The sequence below is a fragment of the Streptomyces sp. NPDC002602 genome, from assembly GCF_042889445.1.
Classification (GTDB): Bacteria; Actinomycetota; Actinomycetes; order Streptomycetales; family Streptomycetaceae; genus Streptomyces.
Map to the genome: position 1 here is coordinate 180,482 of NZ_JBIAQX010000011.1, position 16,213 is coordinate 196,694.

Genomic DNA, 16,213 nt, shown 5'->3' on the forward strand with positions numbered 1-16,213 from the left:
GGCGCCGCCTTGCCGTTCACCGAGGCGGCCCACCCGCGGCGCCTCCCCGCTCACCGACACGGCCCACCCGCGGCGCCTCCCCGTTCACCGAGGCGGGTCACCGGCGCCACCTTCCCGTTCCCGCTCACCGACCTGCCCGTTCACCGAGACCGTGAGGGAGGCCCCCCGCGCGAATGCGCCGGGCCCTCCCGGGAGAATGCGGGGGTCGCTCCCGCGGCGAATGCGGGGGTTGCCTCTGTGACGAATGTGACGGGGGGTCCGGTGACGACCACAGCACCCTCCGTGCACGTGCATCTGCCCATGCAGCTGCTTATGAACACAGCTATGATCCGGTGCAGTTGACATCTGCACTATCGGGGGCTTCCTGTGGACCACGCGTACAACGGGATGGCAGCTGCAGAACTCGCTTCCTTGTACGGGCTGACCTGGCAGAAGAGCAGACACAGCAACTCGCAAGGTTCCTGTGTCGAGTTCGCGAGACTGCCGGGCGGCGACGTCGCCATGCGCAATTCTCGATTCCCGGACGGTCCGGCTCTGGTCTACACGCCGGCGGAGATAGAGGCGCTGCTCCTGGGCGTCAAGGACGGCGAGTTCGACCATCTGATCGCCTGACCGGAACGGCGCAATGATCAAGCCATGCACGTGCACTGGCCGGGACTGATCGAAAGGATCAATCCCGGCCGGTTGCCGTTCATGCGCTGAAATGTCCCGCGTGGAAACCCGGGTGACCGGAGGTCAGTCCTGGAGCATGAAGAGCGCCCAGACGACCTTGCCGGTCAGCCGCCCGGTGAGCGGGTGCCAACCCCAGCTGTCGCTGTAGGAGTCCACCAGGAACAGCCCCCGCCCGGACTCCAGGTCGAAGTTCTCCTCGGCCCGCTCCGGCGAGAACGCCCCGCCCGGCCGGTCCTCGCTGGGATCCCGCACCGCGCAGACCAACCGGGTGCTCCACCGCATCAGGTGCAGCCGAACCGGCGGCTCCGGCACGTCCGAACCCGGGCGTCCCACCCTGTCCTCGTCGGGCAGGGCATGGCGCAGCGCGTTGGTGACGAGCTCGGAGACGACGAGGGAGACATCGTCGAACCGGTCGTCGAGACCCCACTGCGAGAGCGTCGACCGGGTGAACGAACGGGCCCCGCGCACGGCCTCGAAGCGGGCGGGCAGGGCACAGGAGGCGGACCCGGAGACAGCCGTGGGGTCGACCGGGGGCAGCCCCTGCCGTAACGGCTCGAGCATGGTCGATCCATTCGTCCCCATGCGAGGCACTCCCGGGATTCGCGGACGGAGCGGCGGCTGTCGTCCAGAAAGAACTGCGGGGTGGGTCGGTCCGGCTCCTGCGCGAAGAAGAACGCAGGTGCGCGGGACCATCGTTCCGAATGCCGAAGCCGGATGCAAGGGCAGATGCACGTGCACGCGCCGGACCTGTCCCCTCCCGTGACGGTTCTTGCTCATTTCTTCCTACGCATACTTACGGACTTCTTTTCCGGGACGCCGGATTCCGTTACAGAACGAGTACGGGTCATAGCGTTTTGGTGGCAGACTGCGGGCCCTGGGGTTCGGGGGCCCCGGGACGCGACACACCGCGCAGACCACGCGCACACCATTGCGATGGGGAGGGCAGGACTAGTGACCGCAGACGCCGGCGGTTCCGTGGTGCGCCGCATCCTCCTGGGCTCACAACTCAGGCGACTCCGAGAATCCCGCGGCATCACCCGTGAGGCGGCCGGCTACTCGATCCGCGCATCCGAATCGAAGATCAGCCGCTTGGAGTTGGGAAGGGTGAGCTTCAAGGCAAGAGACGTCGAGGACCTCCTGACGCTCTACGGAGTGACCGACGGCGCGGAGCGGGAGTCCCTCCTGGGACTGGTCCGCGAGGCCAACGCCGCGGGCTGGTGGCACAGCTACGGCGACGTGCTGCCCGGGTGGTTCCAGACGTACGTCGGACTGGAGGGCGCCGCCTCGCTCATCCGCATCTACGAGGTCCAGTTCGTCCATGGACTGCTGCAGACCGAGGCCTACGCGCACGCCGTCGTCAAGCGCGGCATGCCCGGAGCCACGCCCGGCGAGATCGACCGCCGCGTCGCCCTGCGCCTGGAGCGCCAGAAGGTCCTCGTGTCGGAGAGCGCCCCGGTCTTCCACGCCGTCCTCGACGAGGCCGCGCTGCGTCGCCCGTACGGCGACCGCGACGTGATGCGCGGGCAGTTGGAACACCTCATCGAGGTCTCGCAGCGGCCCAACGTGCAACTTCAGGTCATGCCCTTCTCCTTCGGCGGGCACGCGGGCGAGAGCGGAGCCTTCACACTGCTGCGGTTCCCGGAGTCCGATCTCCAGGACATCGTGTATCTGGAACAGCTCACCAGTGCCCTCTACCTGGACAAAGAAGAGGAAGTGGGTCAGTACACGCGAGCCATGGAGCGGCTCCAGGAGGACTGCCCCGACGCGGACCGGACCCGCGATCTCCTGCGCGGACTGCTCCAACTGTCTTGATCCGCACGTACTATGACGTCTGATCAGTGCATGGCGATGACCGATCGGTCTCCGGTGCAGCGCACGGGTGCGCGCTCGCAGTAAGGGATGGCATGTCCATATTCGACGACCTGGCTCACCAGTACATCGACGGCGAATGGCTGGCCGGCACCGGTTCGTGGGACATCATCGACGTCAACCCGTACAACGGGGAGAAGCTCGCGGCCATCACCGTGGCCACCGTCGAGCAGGTGGACCAGGCCTACCGCGCCGCCGAGCGCGCCCAGAGGGAATGGGCCACCACCAGCCCCTACGCGAGACGCGCCGTCCTGGAGCGGGCCCTGCGGATCACCGAGGAGCGCCGCAAGGAAATCGTCGAGGCGATGATCGACGAGCTCGGCGGGACCCGCCCCAAGGCCGAGTACGAGGTCGACCTCGCGATGGAGTTCATCCGCGAGGCGATCCAACTCGCCGTCCGCCCCGAGGGCCGCGTCCTGCCCTCGCTGGTCGCGGGCAAGGAGAACCGCGTCCAGCGGCTCCCCGTCGGCGTCGTCGCGGTCATCAGCCCCTTCAACTTCCCCTTCCTGGTCACGCTCAAGTCCGTCGCCCCGGCCCTGGCCCTCGGCAACGCCGTCCTGATCAAGCCGAACCAGAACGCGCCCGTGATCGGCGGCGGGGTCATCGCCAAGATCTTCGAGGACGCGGGCCTCCCGGCCGGCCTCCTCAACGTCCTGGTCACCGACATCGCCGAGATAGGCGACGCGATCCTCACCCACCCCGTCCCGAAGGTGATCTCCTTCGCCGGTTCGGACCGGGTCGGACGCCACGTCGGCGCGGTCGCCGCCCGCCACTTCAAGCGGACCGTCCTGGAACTCAGCGGCAACAGCGCGCTGGTCGTCCTCGACGACGCCGATCTCGACTACGCGGTGGACGCGGCCGTCTTCAGCCGGTTCGTGTACCAGGGCCAGGTCTGCATGGCCGCCAACCGCATCCTCGTCGACGCCTCGGTCGCCGAGGAGTTCACCGCGAAGTTCACCGCGCGGGTGCGCGGCCTGAAGACCGGTGACCCGCGCGAGGCCGACACCCACATCGGCCCCCTGATCAACTCCTTCCAGGCCGACGCCCTCACCGCCCTCGTGGACCGCGCCGTCGAGTCCGGCGCCCAGGCGCTCGTACGAGGGTCTACGCGCGGCAACCTCGTCGAACCGACCGTGCTGTCCGGCCTCCCCGAGGACTCCCCGCTGCTGGCCCAGGAGATCTTCGGCCCCGTCGCGCTGCTGATGGTCTTCGACGGAGAGGACGACGCGGTCCGGCTCACGAACGCGACCCCGTACGGACTCAGCGGAGCGGTGCACACGCGCGACGTGGAACGCGGGGTCCGCTTCGCGCAGCGGATCGAGACCGGGATGATCCACGTCAACGACTCCACCATCGGCGACGAGCCGCTGGCGGCCTTCGGAGGCGAGAAGGCCTCGGGCCTGGGTCGGCTGAACGGCGATGCCACGGTGGAGGCCTTCACCACCCAGAAGTGGATCTCGGTGCAGCACGGACGGACGCAGTTCCCGTTCTAGCCGGGGCTCCTCTTAGACTCGGCCGGGCAAGCTGCAGGCGCGCACGTCCCGGGGAGAGCCGAGTTGACCAACATTCCGGAGACCGGGCGGACCCAGCGGGTCCAGAACCGCCTCGTGATCATCCAGATAGTGGTCTTCTCGCTGCTGCTCACGCTCGGCGGGCGCCTCTGGTACCTCCAGATCCGCAACGGCCAGGAATACACGGACGAGGCGAAGAACAACCACACCCAGCAGGTGGTCCAGCCCGCCGTGCGCGGTTCCATCCTCGACTCCCGAGGGGTCCCGCTGGCCGACAACGAGACCCGCATGGTGGTCTCCGCGAGCCGCACCGACCTGTCGAAGATGAAGGACCGCGGCAAGGAGGTCCTGACCCGGCTCGCCGGGGTCCTCGGGCTCGACGCCACCGAGGTCACCGACAGCGTCCGGCTGTGTGACGCCAAGACCCCCAAGCCCTGCTGGAACGGTTCCCCGTACCAGCCGATCCCCATCACCGACGAGGCGACCACCGAGCAGGTCCTGGAGATACGCGAGCACGCCGAGCAGTTCCCCGGCATCACCGCCGAACCGACCGCCCTGCGCCGCTACGCCGCCCCGGACCAGGCCAACACCTCACAGGTGCTGGGCTACCTCTCGCCGGTCACCGACGAGGAGATCACCAAGGCCAAGAACTCGGACTCCCCCTACCTGCGCTCCGACCAGGTGGGCCGCTCCGGCCTGGAGCGCACGTACGACAAGGAGCTCCGGGGCAAGGCCGGCGTGACCCACTACGAGGTGGACAACCTCGGCCGGGTCATCGGGCAGGCCGAGAGCGTGAAGCCGCAGCCCGGATCGAACGTCGTCACCTCGATCGACTCGCGTGTGCAGGCCGTCGCCGAGCGGGAACTGAACGGCGCGATGATCGAGGCCCGCAAGGGCTACGACAAGAACACGCACCGCAACTACGAGGCCGACTCCGGCGCCGTCGTCGTCATGGAGTCCAAGACCGGCCGGATCGTCGCCATGGCCTCCAACCCGACCTACGACCCCAACGCCTGGGTCGGCGGGATCTCGGCCAAGGACTACAAGGCCCTCACCGAGAAGGGCTCCAACTACCCGCTGCTGAACCGGGCCATCCAGGGCCAGGCGGCCCCCGGCTCCATCTTCAAGGTGGTCACCTCCACGGCCGCCGTGAACGCCGGCTACCCGTTCAACGGCCGCTACCCCTGCCCCAGCTCCTACTCGGTGGGCAACCAGACCTTCACCAACTTCGAGTCCCAGGGCTACGGGGACATCACCATCGGCAAGGCCCTCGAAGTCTCCTGCGACACCGTCTACTACGGCATCGCGGACCGCGAGTGGAAGAAGGACGGCGGCATCAAGCCCAAGAAGAACCCCGAGGACTGGTTCTTCAAGACGGCCCACGAGTTCGGCCTGGGCAAGCGCACCGGCATCGACCTGCCCAGCGAGGTGCCCGGCCGGGTCCCCGACCGGCAGTGGAAGAAGGACTTCTTCGAGGCGAGCAAGGCCGCCTGGTGCCGGGACGGCAAGAAGGACGGCACCTACGGCGAGCGGATCGCCTACGAGAACTGCCGCCAGGGCAACCAGCTCCGCGAGGGCGACGCGATCAACTACTCCATCGGCCAGGGCGACACCCTCGTCACCCCGCTCCAGATGGCCTCCGTCTACGCGGCCATCGCCAACGGCGGGACCCTGCACCAGCCCGCCGTCGGCAAGGCCGTCATCAGCCCCGACGGCACCTCGGCCCGGGAGATCGCCCCCAAGGAACTGGGCCGCCTCCCCATGGACCGCAAGCTCCGGGACAACATCGACCAGGCCCTGGCCTCCGTGGTCACCGACGGCAGCGCCGCCTGGCGCTTCGGCGGCTGGCCGCAGAAGCAGATCCCGATGCACGCGAAGACCGGTACCGCCGAGGTCCAGGGCAAGCAGACCACCTCGTGGTTCGCCTCGTACACCGCCGACTACTCGATCGTGATGACGATCTCGCAGGGCGGCACCGGCTCCGGGGCCTCGGGCCCGGCGGTCCGCAACATCTACGAGGCCATGTACGGCCTCGACGACGCCGGCAAGCAGGACCTCTCCAAGGCCCTCCTGCCCAAGCCCCGCACGGCACTCCCGGCGATCAAGCCGGAAGCCCGCTAGGCGGCACGGGGCACGGCGGCACGGGGGCACGGCGGCACGGGTTCGGGCATCGGGCATCTGGAGGAACCGGTGCCCGACGCTCGCCCAATGCGGACAGAACCTGTCCGCAAGCCTTCGTAACGTGTCTCTCGTCAGCAGGAGCGCACGAACGAAGGCGGTCGGTTCCCATGGTCACCCACGTCCCCGCAGAGGCCCACGGCGACGAGCGCGGCGCGCTCCTCTCCTTCGTGGAGGCCCAGCGCGGCGCCCTGCGCCGCTCCCTCCTCGGACTGACCGAGGAACAGGCCGCGAGCCGTCCCAGCGCGAGCGAGCTGTCCCTGTCGGGGCTGCTCAAGCACGTCGCGGAAACGGAACTGAACTGGCTGCGGATGGCCCAGCAGAAGCCGAACGAGAAGCAGCGCACCGAGCAGACCTGGGGCGACGGCTTCCGCCTCGTCGAGGGCGAGTCCGTCCCCGCGCTGTCGGCCTTCTGGGAGGGTGTCGCCGCCGAACTGGAGGAGTTCGTCCGCGCGGTGCCGAGCCTGGACGACACCTTCCCGCTGCCCGAGGCACCCTGGTTCCCCAAGGAGGGCCGGGTCTCGATGCGCTGGTTGCTGATGCACCTCGTGGAGGAGCACGCCCGGCACGCGGGCCACGCCGACATCGTCCGCGAGTCCCTCGACGGCAGGACCGCCTTCGAGCTGGTGGCCATGGAGAACGGCCAGACCCTCGACCGCGACTGACGCGGTGCGCGGGCTTGCACCTCACGCCGCGTGAGGGACCACAGTGAGGGGCGTACTCGACCAGAGGAGCGGGAACGATGGGCCATTCCGTGGGCCAGGTCGCCGGGTTCGCCGGAGTCACGGTGCGCACCCTGCACCACTACGACGAGATCGGGCTGCTCTCCCCGAGCGGCCGCAACCACGCGGGGCACCGGCGGTACGACGACGCCGACCTCGACCGGTTGCAGCGCATCCTGTTCTACCGGGAGCTCGGCTTCCCGCTCGACGAGGTCGCCGTATTGCTGGACGATCCGGAATCGGACCCGAGGGAGCACCTGCGCCGGCAGCACGCCCTCCTGACCGACCGGATCGCCCGGCTCCAGCAGATGGCCAAGGCCGTCGAGCACGCCATGGAGGCGAAGAAGATGGGCATCGACCTCACGCCCGAGGAACGGTTCGAGGTGTTCGGGGACAAGGATCCCGAGCGGTACGAGCAGGAGGCGCGCGAGCGCTGGGGGGACACCGAGACCTACGCGGAATCGCAGCGCCGGGCCGCCACGTACACGAAGGACGACTGGAAGCTGATGCAGGACCAGGTGGCGGACTGGGGCGTGCGCTACTCGGCCCTGATGGACGCCGGGGAGCCGGCCGACGGCGAGCGCGCCATGGACATGGCCGAGGAGCACCGGCAGCACATCGGCACGTGGTTCTACGACTGCGGGTACGAGCTGCACACCTGCCTCGGCGAGATGTACGTCTCCGACGAGCGGTTCAAGGAGTTCTACGACTCGATGCGGACGGGTCTCGCCGAGCACCTGCGGGACGCGATCACCGCCAACGCCATCCGGAAGGTGTAGCCGGGGCGCGGGCAGAAGTTCCCCGCCCGGTCCCCGCAGGTACCTGGAACCTGGCGGGGACCGTGTGCGTTCATAATTGGAACCACCCGTCCTGCCTCGTGTCCCCGCACACACCCCCCGATCCAGGAGATCCCGGAACTCGTGTACACGCTTGCGCTCGCCCCTGAGTGGCTGTCCCCGGAGTACCTGATCGGGCATTTCGGCCTGATCGGCATCCTGGTCATCGTCTTCGCGGAATCCGGCCTCTTCGCGTTCCTGCCCGGCGACTCCCTGCTCTTCACCGCGGGCCTGTTCGTCGCGAGCGGCGACATCAGCCAGCCGCTGTGGCTCGTGTGCACGCTGATCGTGGCCGCCGCGATCATCGGTGACCAGGTGGGCTACCTGATCGGCAAGTACTTCGGTCCGAAGCTCTTCAACCGCCCGAACAGCAAGGTGTTCAAGCGGGAGAATCTCGACGCCGCGCACGACTTCATGGAGAAGCACGGCCCCAAGGCGATCGTGCTGGCCCGCTTCGTGCCGATCATCCGCACCTTCGCGCCGATGGTCGCGGGCGCCGGCAAGATGAAGTACCGCACCTTCCTGACCTACAACGTCATCGGCGGCATCGCCTGGGGTGCGGGCGTCACCTGCCTCGGCTACCAGCTCGGCCAGTTCGACGTCATCAAGGACAACGTCGAGACGATCTTCATCGGGATCGTGCTGATCTCCGTCATCCCGGTGATCTTCGAAGTGCTCAAGGCGCGCAAGAACAAGGCGAAGGCGGGCGAAGGCGCCGCCCGGCCCGGCGACGGTGCCCAGGACGACCCGCAGCCCCCCGGTGGCCGCGGCCGGCACGCGAAGCGCTAGCCCCCTCGTGTGGGCCCCCCGGCCCGCACACGTCCCCCCGGCCCGCACACGGCCTCACAGGGCCGCGCACGGCCCCTCGTACGATGAACGCCCCGCCCGACCTTCCGGTCCGCGGGGCGTTCGTCGTACCGGAGGGCCCTGCAAGGCCCCGGTCGTACGAGACGGGGGCCTGGAGGGCTCTAGAACCCGCGGGTGCGCTTCGCGGCCCGGCGGTTGGCGGCGCTCGCGGCCCCCGGGATGCGCATGAAGAGCCGCGAGGCCTCCGACCCGAGGTTGACGCCGATCGCGATGGCCAGGGCGATGGCCGCGGCGTTCACCAGCGACCCGAGTCCCTCGTTGAACCGGTTCTCGGCGATCAGCAGCAGTCCGTAGTACGTGGCCGAGCCCGGCAGCAGCGGGCCGATCGCCGCCGTCGTGTAGGGCAGGGCGGAGGCGAAGCGGTAGCGGGAGAAGAGCTGCCCGAACAGGCCGACCAGCCCGGCCGCGATGGCCGTGGACGGCACGGGCGGGATCTCGCCCGCGTAGTGCAGGGCCCCGTAGGTGATCCAGGCGACGGCACCGTTCAGCGTCACGATCAGCACCGTGGAACGTTCCTGCTGGAGCAGGACCGCGAAGGTGAACACCAGCACCATCGACGCGGCGATCTGGATCAGCGGCCGCTGGGTGATCTGGAGGACCTCGTCGGGGTTCGGCTGGGCGTCGAGCTGGAGCCCGATGTACAGCACGACCAGCACGCCCATGATGATGCCGATGAAGAGGTACATGACCTCCAGCAGTCGGGCCGACGCGGTGATGTAGTAGCCGGTCAGGCCGTCCTGCACGGCCGCGACCAGGGCCCGCCCCGGCAGCAGCGCGAACAGCCCACCGGTGATCACCGCCGAGGCCTTGACGTCGATGTCGGCCAGCTTCAGCGCCACCCCTATCGCGGCGGGCGGCATCGCGGCGACCACGAACTGGTAGAACTCCGGCAGCCCGCGCCCCGCGCACAACCACGCCAGCCGGTCGCCCAGGACCGCACCGATCGCGGCGGCCAGGAAGACCAGCACCCCACCGCCGACCAGCGTGGAGGCCGCCCCGGCGAGCAGCCCGGCGGACGCGGTGAGCATCCACCCGGGGTAGGGGTGCCGGTTGCGGCGGATCTCGGCGAGGCGACGGTAGGCCTCCTCCAACGAGACGTCCATCTCGTGGGCGCTGATGTCGTCCACCAGCCGGAAGACGGCCGCCAGCCGGTTGTAGTCGGTACCGCGACGGCGCACCGTCCGGTTCGCCGAGACCGGATCGTCCACCAGCGAGGGCTGGTGCGTGACGGACAACATGGTGAAGGTGACGGTGGGCTCGCAGCGGTCCAGGCCGTAGCTGCGGGCCACGGCGAACATCGCCGCCTCCACGTCCTCCGCGCCCTCGCCACCGGCCAGCAGCAGCTCGCCGATGCGCAGCGTGAGGTCGAGCACGCGGCCCACGGCGGGCCCGGACTCGCTCACCCGCTGCACGGCCTCCGGCACGGGCCGCACGTCCACCGGCATGCGCAGCATCGTGCGCATCCGGTCCTGCCAGGGGGACTCCTTCATCCGCACCACGGGGAAGCCCTGGCCGGGCGTGTACGCCGGCGGGGACTGCGCGGCCGTGTAGGTGTGCGGCGTGGCGAACGCCGACCCCTCGGGCTCCGCGACCACCGACGCCAAGCCGTCCGGAACGGCGAACTCCGAGGTCGGTTGATCGTCCTCCGGCGCCTCCGCGTGTATCCCGGCGGGTGCCGTGAACGCACTGCGCGCCTCGTCGGATTTCGGCTTCCGGTCCTCGGAACCGACGCCTTCGCCCTCCGCCACCCGTCCTCCAGTTCACCGGCCGGTCCGTCCGCCGGCCTGATCATCAGTATGCGGAACGCGCCCGTCCACGGCGAAAGCGGAAGCCGCGCCCCGACTCCCGCCTGCCCGACTTTCCCGCCCGCACCCGGCGCGGACGCGTGGCGGGCGCGGGCGGGTGCGGGCGGGCGTGGCGGGTGCGGGCGGGCGTGGCGGGCGCCGCGCGGGAACGACAACGGGCGGCACCCCCTCTCGCAAGGGGATGCCGCCCGCGATGTCATCGGGGTGGCGGGCCGTCCCGCCCACCCGTCACCGAGCCGAAGCTCAGTGGTGGCCGCCCTGGGCCTCAAGGCGCTTGTACGAGGCCTCGATCTCGGCCTCGGCCTCGGTGCGACCGACCCAGTTGGCGCCCTCGACGGACTTGCCGGGCTCCAGGTCCTTGTAGACCTCGAAGAAGTGCTGGATCTCCAGGCGGTCGAACTCGGACACGTGGTGGATGTCGCGCAGGTGCTCGACACGCGGGTCCGAGGCGGGGACGCACAGCAGCTTGTCGTCGCCGCCGGCCTCGTCCGTCATGCGGAACATGCCGATCGCGCGGCACTTGATCAGGCAGCCCGGGAAGGTCGGCTCGTCGAGGATGACCAGCGCGTCCAGCGGGTCGCCGTCCTCGCCCAGGGTGTTCTCGACGAAGCCGTAGTCGGCCGGGTAGCTGGTCGAGGTGAAGAGGCGACGGTCCAGACGGATCCGGCCGGTCTCGTGGTCCACCTCGTACTTGTTCCGCGAACCCTTGGGGATCTCGATGGTGACGTCGAACTCCACGTCCTGCTCCTCCATGATCAGCTTCATTGCTTCGGGACTGCGTCGATCACCTGCGTGCGCGTCCGATCCAGCCCTGCCGGGTGGGGTGCCATGCTCGCGGCAAGACGCAGTGGTTAAGTGTCCCTCACGCATAAGTGTGATCGCGAAAGGGGCTGGTCCGAGGTGCCATTGGACAAGACGTGGCAGCTCATCGCGGGGTCGGCCGTGGCCGGCCTCGCCCTCTCGCTGGCGACGGTGGCCGCCGCCGGTCCGTGGGACTCCGGCCAGCGTAAGGCCGAGCGGGACAGGGCCGCCTCCTGGAGCCGTACGGGTGGCGCAGATCACGCCGCCGGCGGCCTCCCGCAGGCGGCTCCGAGCGCACCCGGGGTACTGGCCGGGATCGGCCGGACGCCCCGACAGGTGACCGCGGGCGGCCCCGGACTGCCCGAGGCACTGGAACCGCTGCTGGCCGACCGCGGGCTCGGCGACCTCCGGTCGGCCGCCGTGGTGGACACCGCCACCGGCCAGGTCCTCTTCGAATCCCGCGCGCGCGAGGCCATGACCCCCGCCTCCACGGTCAAGATCGCCACGGCCGCCGCCGCGCTGGCCGCCCTCGGCCCCGAACACCGGATCCGCACCACCGTCGTCCCCGGCACCGGACCCGGGCAGATCGTGCTCGTCGGCGGCGGCGACCCCTCCCTCACCGCCAAGAAGAAGGCACCGGCCGGCTCCGGCGGCAGCCTCGTCGCCCTCGCCGCCGACACGGCCCGCGCCCTCAAGGCCGCCGGGACGACCTCCATCGCCCTCGGCCACGACGACTCGCTCTACAGCGGCCCCACCCGCCACCCCATCGGCGTCAACGACAACATCGCCCCCGTCACCGCCCTCATGGCCGACGAGGGCCGCCCCGACGACTCCGTCTCCGGCCCCGTCGACCGCACCGAGGACCCCACCGGCGACACCGCGCGCGCCTTCGCCGCCCTGCTCGCGGAACGCGGCATCAAGGTCACCGGCGACCCCACCGAGGCCAAGGCCCCCACCGGGGCCAAGCCGCTCGCCACCACCCTGTCCACCCCCCTGGGCGGCCTCGTCGAGCGGATGCTCACCAACAGCGACAACGACATCGCGGAGGCCCTGGCCCGCCAGACCGCCATCGCCTCCGGACAACCCGCGAGCTTCGAGGGCGGGGAGAAGGCCGTGGCCGCCCGACTCGCCGCCCTCGGCGTCGACGTCGCGGGCGCCCGGTTCGCCGACGGCAGCGGCCTCGCCCGCGCCGACCGGGTCACCACCGCCCTGCTCACCTCCCTCCTCGCCAAGTCCGCCGACCCCGAGCGACCCGAACTGCGACCGGTCCTCACCGGCCTGCCCGTCGCCGGGTTCTCCGGAACCCTGCGCGCCCGCAACGCCGGGAACTCCCCGGCCGCCGGTCTCGTCCGCGCCAAGACCGGCACCCTGAGCGGGGTCAACGCCCTCGCCGGCACCGTCGTGGACCCGTCCGGGCGGTTGCTCGCCTTCGCGTTCCTGACGGCGAACAGCCCCGACCCCGCCGCTGCCGAGAAGGGCCTCGACAAGCTGGCCGCCACCGTGGCGGGCACAACCGGGCCGTGACCGCGCCCTTCGGGGGGATCCGCCGCGGCGCCGGTCCACGTACGGTTGACGCATGACGAGCATCGGTGGTGTGGAGATGGTCGACTGGAACCTCGCGGTGGCGACCGCGACCCGGCTGGTCCGGCCGGGTCCGGAGGTCAGCCGCGACGAGGCCCGGGCGGTGGTGGCGGAACTCCGCCGGCACGCCAAGACCTCGGAACGGCACGTGCGCGACTTCACCCGGATGCTGCCCGACGGCGCCGAGGTGCACGACACCCCCGTCCTGGTCGTCGACCGGGCCGGCTGGGTCAAGGCCAACGTGGCCGGCTTCCGCGAACTGCTGGGACCCCTGCTCGGCAAGATGCAGGAGCGCCGCGCGGGAACCCCCGGCGGCTCCGTGCTCGGCGCGTTCGGCGGCAAGGTCACCGGCGTCGAGCTGGGCATGCTGCTCAGCTTCCTGGCCTCCCGGGTGCTCGGCCAGTACGAGACCTTCGCGCCGGCGGGCCTCGACCTGCCGGGCTCCGCCGCCGGCGGCGGCCGACTGCTGCTCGTCGCGCCGAACATCGTGCACGTGGAACGCGAGCTGGACGTCGACCCGCACGACTTCCGCCTGTGGGTCTGCCTCCACGAGGAGACGCACCGTACGCAGTTCACGGCCGTCCCGTGGCTCCGCGCCCACCTCGAGGGCGAAATCCAGACGTTTCTCGGCGCCACCGAGATGGACCCCATGACCGTCCTGGAGCGGCTCCGCGAAGCCGCCCAGTCCTTCGCGGGCGCCCGCCCCGACGCCGAAGGCGGCGACGAGGGCCGCTCGCTGGTCGAGCTGGTACAGACCCCCGAACAGCGGGAGGTGCTGGGCCGGCTCACCGCCGTCATGTCCCTGCTCGAAGGCCACGCCGACTTCGTCATGGACGGCGTCGGACCCGACGTGGTGCCCTCGGTCGCCGAGATCCGGGAGAAGTTCCAGCAGCGCCGGGCCAGCGGCGCCGGCCGGCTCGACGCCACCCTGCGCAAACTGCTGGGCCTGGACGCCAAGCTCCGCCAGTACCGCGACGGCGAACGCTTCGTCCGCGCGGTCGTCGGCCAGGTCGGCATGGACGGCTTCAACCGGGTCTGGACCTCCCCGAACACGCTGCCGACCAAGGCGGAGATCGCCAGGCCCGCCGACTGGGTGGCCCGGGTGCACGGCAAGGGGAGCGAGGACGGCGGAGCGGAGTGAGCCCGCGCGCCCCGGGCATACCGCGCACGCGGGGTGCCCGACGGGCGCGCCGCGCGCGCGGCCCGGCGCCCCGCCGGGGGCTCCTGTGCCCCGACTCACCCGCCCGGCAGGCTTGAAATTGTCCCGTTGGGGGAAACAGCGTCACCCGTCCGAGGGACCGTGGGCCGTGGAAGGGCGTGCGATGCTCGGGGAACGGCTCGGTTCTGTCACCATCGACGCACTCTGAGTGACAACCGGTACTCGCCGGAGGCTCCTCGCGGAGAACCCCGCCGATCACCGGCACCACCGAACACCCCTGCGCACCACCCCAACGCCTCCGAGGCATCCGAACTCCACGAAGGGCACCGGACATGGGTCCCCATCCTGCGGTCGCGGCGATACGCCTGGCGGTCCGCCGCGTACTCCACGACGTCCTCACCGACCTCACCGATCCGATCGAACCACACCCGACCGGCCGTCCCGCCGACCGTCGCACCGCGCCCGGCACCCCGCCGCTCGTCCTCGTCGCCTGCTCCGGCGGCGCCGACTCCATGGCCCTCGCCTCCGCCCTCGCCTTCGAGGCCCCCAAACTCGGCATCCGCGCCGGTGGCGTCACCGTCGACCACGGCCTCCAGGCCGGCTCCGACCTGCGCGCCGCCGAAGTCGTCAGCCGCATGACCGCCCTCCGCCTCGACCCGGTGGAGTCCGTCGCCGTGCGCGTCGGCCGTGACGGCGGGCCCGAGGCCGCCGCCCGCGACGCCCGCTACGGAGCCCTGGACGCGACCGCCGACCGGCTCGGAGCCGCCGCCGTCCTGCTCGGCCACACCCGGGACGATCAAGCCGAAACCGTCCTGCTGGGCCTCGCCCGCGGCTCCGGCACCCGCTCCCTCTCCGGCATGGCGGAGAAGTCCGGCGGACCCGGCCGCACCAACCGCTACCGCCGCCCCTTCCTGGGGATCGACCGGCAGACCGCCCGCAAGGCCTGCATGGTCCAGTCGCTCCCCGTCTGGGACGACCCGCACAACATCGACCCGGCCTACACGCGCTCCCGGCTGCGCCACGAGGGACTGCCCGCCCTGGAAAAGGCGCTGGGCAAGGGGGTCGTGGAGGCGCTCGCCCGCACCGCCCAGCTCTCCCGGGACGACGCCGACGCCCTCGACGCCTGGGCCGCCGACGCGGACGCCGGCGTCCGCGACGCGGACGGCCGCCTGGAGTGCGCGAAGCTGTACGCGCTGCCCCCCGCCGTCCGTCGCCGCGTACTGCGCAGGGCCGTGGTCGCCGCCGGCTCCCCCGCAGGCTCGCTCTTCGCCCGTCACATCGAGGAAGTGGACCGGCTCATCACCGGATGGCGCGGTCAGGGCGCCATCAACCTGCCCGGCCGGGTCGAGGCCCAGCGGCAGGGTGGCAGACTTGTCATTCGGCAGGGCTGATCGGTGCTGAAACGCGGCTGAGCCTCCGGAGGCACCCACCTCCGGAGTCGCGGCCGACAACGAAAGTGATGCGGGTGGACGAGAAGGACATGGGTTCCGACCTCGAGTCGGTGCTCATCACCAAGGAAGAGATCGACGCGAAGCTCGCCGAGCTGGCAGCGAAGATCGACGCGGAGTACGCGGGCAAGGACCTGCTCATCGTCGGTGTGCTCAAGGGCGCGGTGATGGTGATGGCGGACCTGGCACGCGCCTTGTCCACCCCCCTCACCATGGACTGGATGGCGGTGTCCTCCTACGGCGCCGGGACCCAGTCCTCGGGCGTGGTCCGGATCCTCAAGGACCTCGACACCGACATCAAGGGCAAGCACGTCCTGATCGTCGAGGACATCATCGACTCGGGCCTGACGCTGTCCTGGCTGCTGTCGAACCTGGGCTCGCGCGAGCCGGCGTCGCTGCAGGTCGTCACGCTGCTGCGCAAGCCCGAGGCCGCCAAGGTCGCGATCGACGTGAAGTGGGTCGGCTTCGACATCCCGAACGAGTTCGTCGTCGGATACGGCCTGGACTACGCGGAGAAGTACCGCAACCTGCCGTTCGTCGGCACGCTCGCCCCGCACGTGTACGGCGGCTGACTCCGACGGCCGCACGCGGCCGCGTCCCGACGCCGGGCGCGGCACACCCCGTGGCCTCCGGGGAACCGACAGGGAAACCTGGGGAACCTGGAGGCGATTCCCGCCGTTGGAGCAGGGGAAGGTGGGTCTGTCAGCCGTCCCACGAGGCAGCGGGTGACAATTCAGGGGTACATTCCGAAGAACAGTCTTTAC

The 16,213-nt window shown here is 70.6% G+C and carries 13 protein-coding genes and 1 pseudogene; 11 read left to right on the forward strand and 3 right to left on the reverse strand.

All coding sequences use genetic code 11. The features are described 5' to 3' along the window. The first annotated feature begins 366 nt into the window (after positions 1–366). Positions 367–612, forward strand: a complete 246-nt coding sequence (locus tag ACFYW3_RS26265; protein WP_053678492.1) for a DUF397 domain-containing protein — start codon at positions 367–369, stop codon at positions 610–612. 123 nt (positions 613–735) lie between these two features. On the opposite strand, the gene ACFYW3_RS26270 is transcribed toward ACFYW3_RS26265, so the two are convergent. Next, on the reverse strand, positions 736–1,254 hold the full coding sequence (locus tag ACFYW3_RS26270) for an ATP-binding protein (protein ID WP_389387515.1): 519 nt from the start codon (positions 1,252–1,254) through the stop codon (positions 736–738). Positions 1,255–1,605: 351 nt separating this feature from the next. Between ACFYW3_RS26270 and ACFYW3_RS26275 the strand changes: the two genes are divergently transcribed. The 6 genes and pseudogenes from ACFYW3_RS26275 (at position 1,606) to ACFYW3_RS26300 (ending at position 8,577) form a co-directional block, all read left to right on the forward strand. Further along, positions 1,606–2,484: a helix-turn-helix transcriptional regulator gene (locus tag ACFYW3_RS26275; RefSeq protein WP_351371891.1), complete on the forward strand. Its 879-nt coding sequence runs from the start codon at positions 1,606–1,608 to the stop codon at positions 2,482–2,484. Positions 2,485–2,576: 92 nt separating this feature from the next. Then, positions 2,577–4,034, forward strand: a complete 1,458-nt coding sequence (locus ACFYW3_RS26280) for an aldehyde dehydrogenase family protein (RefSeq protein ID WP_389387516.1) — start codon at positions 2,577–2,579, stop codon at positions 4,032–4,034. A 63-nt stretch (positions 4,035–4,097) separates the two neighbouring features. Beyond that, positions 4,098–6,164, forward strand: a pseudogene (gene mrdA, locus ACFYW3_RS26285) (penicillin-binding protein 2); the annotation flags it as partial. 176 nt (positions 6,165–6,340) lie between these two features. After that, positions 6,341–6,895 (forward strand): DinB family protein, encoded by a 555-nt coding sequence (locus ACFYW3_RS26290; protein WP_351749411.1) that lies wholly within the window; start codon positions 6,341–6,343, stop codon positions 6,893–6,895. A 77-nt stretch (positions 6,896–6,972) separates the two neighbouring features. Continuing rightward, positions 6,973–7,731, forward strand: coding sequence for a MerR family transcriptional regulator (locus ACFYW3_RS26295; RefSeq protein ID WP_351749409.1), 759 nt, complete (start codon positions 6,973–6,975; stop codon positions 7,729–7,731). 141 nt (positions 7,732–7,872) lie between these two features. Then, on the forward strand, positions 7,873–8,577 hold the full coding sequence (locus tag ACFYW3_RS26300; RefSeq protein WP_389387517.1) for a DedA family protein: 705 nt from the start codon (positions 7,873–7,875) through the stop codon (positions 8,575–8,577). A gap of 179 nt (positions 8,578–8,756) precedes the next feature. Here the strand turns inward: ACFYW3_RS26300 and ACFYW3_RS26305 are convergent, their stop codons facing one another. Further along, the gene (locus ACFYW3_RS26305) at positions 8,757–10,403 is read right to left on the reverse strand and encodes a threonine/serine exporter family protein (RefSeq protein ID WP_351749407.1); all 1,647 of its coding nucleotides are present in this window, start codon (positions 10,401–10,403) and stop codon (positions 8,757–8,759) included. Positions 10,404–10,703: 300 nt separating this feature from the next. Beyond that, positions 10,704–11,198: an inorganic diphosphatase gene (locus ACFYW3_RS26310; RefSeq protein ID WP_008742522.1), complete on the reverse strand. Its 495-nt coding sequence runs from the start codon at positions 11,196–11,198 to the stop codon at positions 10,704–10,706. 162 nt (positions 11,199–11,360) lie between these two features. Between ACFYW3_RS26310 and dacB the strand changes: the two genes are divergently transcribed. The 4 genes from dacB (at position 11,361) to hpt (ending at position 16,021) form a co-directional block, all read left to right on the forward strand. After that, the gene (dacB, locus tag ACFYW3_RS26315) at positions 11,361–12,785 is read left to right on the forward strand and encodes a D-alanyl-D-alanine carboxypeptidase/D-alanyl-D-alanine-endopeptidase (protein WP_351749405.1); all 1,425 of its coding nucleotides are present in this window, start codon (positions 11,361–11,363) and stop codon (positions 12,783–12,785) included. Between the two features lie 52 nt (positions 12,786–12,837). Next, entirely contained in the window at positions 12,838–13,983 is a 1,146-nt protein-coding gene (locus ACFYW3_RS26320; protein WP_351749403.1) for a zinc-dependent metalloprotease, read from the forward strand. Between the two features lie 350 nt (positions 13,984–14,333). Next, a complete protein-coding gene (tilS, locus tag ACFYW3_RS26325; protein ID WP_351749401.1) occupies positions 14,334–15,392 on the forward strand; it encodes a tRNA lysidine(34) synthetase TilS in 1,059 nt (352 codons plus the stop codon). A 68-nt stretch (positions 15,393–15,460) separates the two neighbouring features. Continuing rightward, entirely contained in the window at positions 15,461–16,021 is a 561-nt protein-coding gene (gene hpt / locus ACFYW3_RS26330) for a hypoxanthine phosphoribosyltransferase (RefSeq protein ID WP_053678471.1), read from the forward strand. Positions 16,022–16,213: the final 192 nt, after the last annotated feature.

Bases quoted from the DNA above. Each gene is read 5' to 3' on its own strand.
- ACFYW3_RS26270 (WP_389387515.1), bottom strand. From the start codon at position 1,254: ATGGGGACGAATGGATCGACCATGCTCGAGCCGTTACGGCAGGGGCTG.
- ACFYW3_RS26275 (WP_351371891.1), top strand. From the start codon at position 1,606: ATGGGGAGGGCAGGACTAGTGACCGCAGACGCCGGCGGTTCCGTGGTG.
- ACFYW3_RS26280 (WP_389387516.1), top strand. From the start codon at position 2,577: ATGTCCATATTCGACGACCTGGCTCACCAGTACATCGACGGCGAATGG.
- ACFYW3_RS26290 (WP_351749411.1), top strand. From the start codon at position 6,341: ATGGTCACCCACGTCCCCGCAGAGGCCCACGGCGACGAGCGCGGCGCG.
- ACFYW3_RS26295 (WP_351749409.1), top strand. From the start codon at position 6,973: ATGGGCCATTCCGTGGGCCAGGTCGCCGGGTTCGCCGGAGTCACGGTG.
- ACFYW3_RS26320 (WP_351749403.1), top strand. From the start codon at position 12,838: ATGACGAGCATCGGTGGTGTGGAGATGGTCGACTGGAACCTCGCGGTG.
- tilS (WP_351749401.1), top strand. From the start codon at position 14,334: ATGGGTCCCCATCCTGCGGTCGCGGCGATACGCCTGGCGGTCCGCCGC.
- hpt (WP_053678471.1), top strand. From the start codon at position 15,461: ATGCGGGTGGACGAGAAGGACATGGGTTCCGACCTCGAGTCGGTGCTC.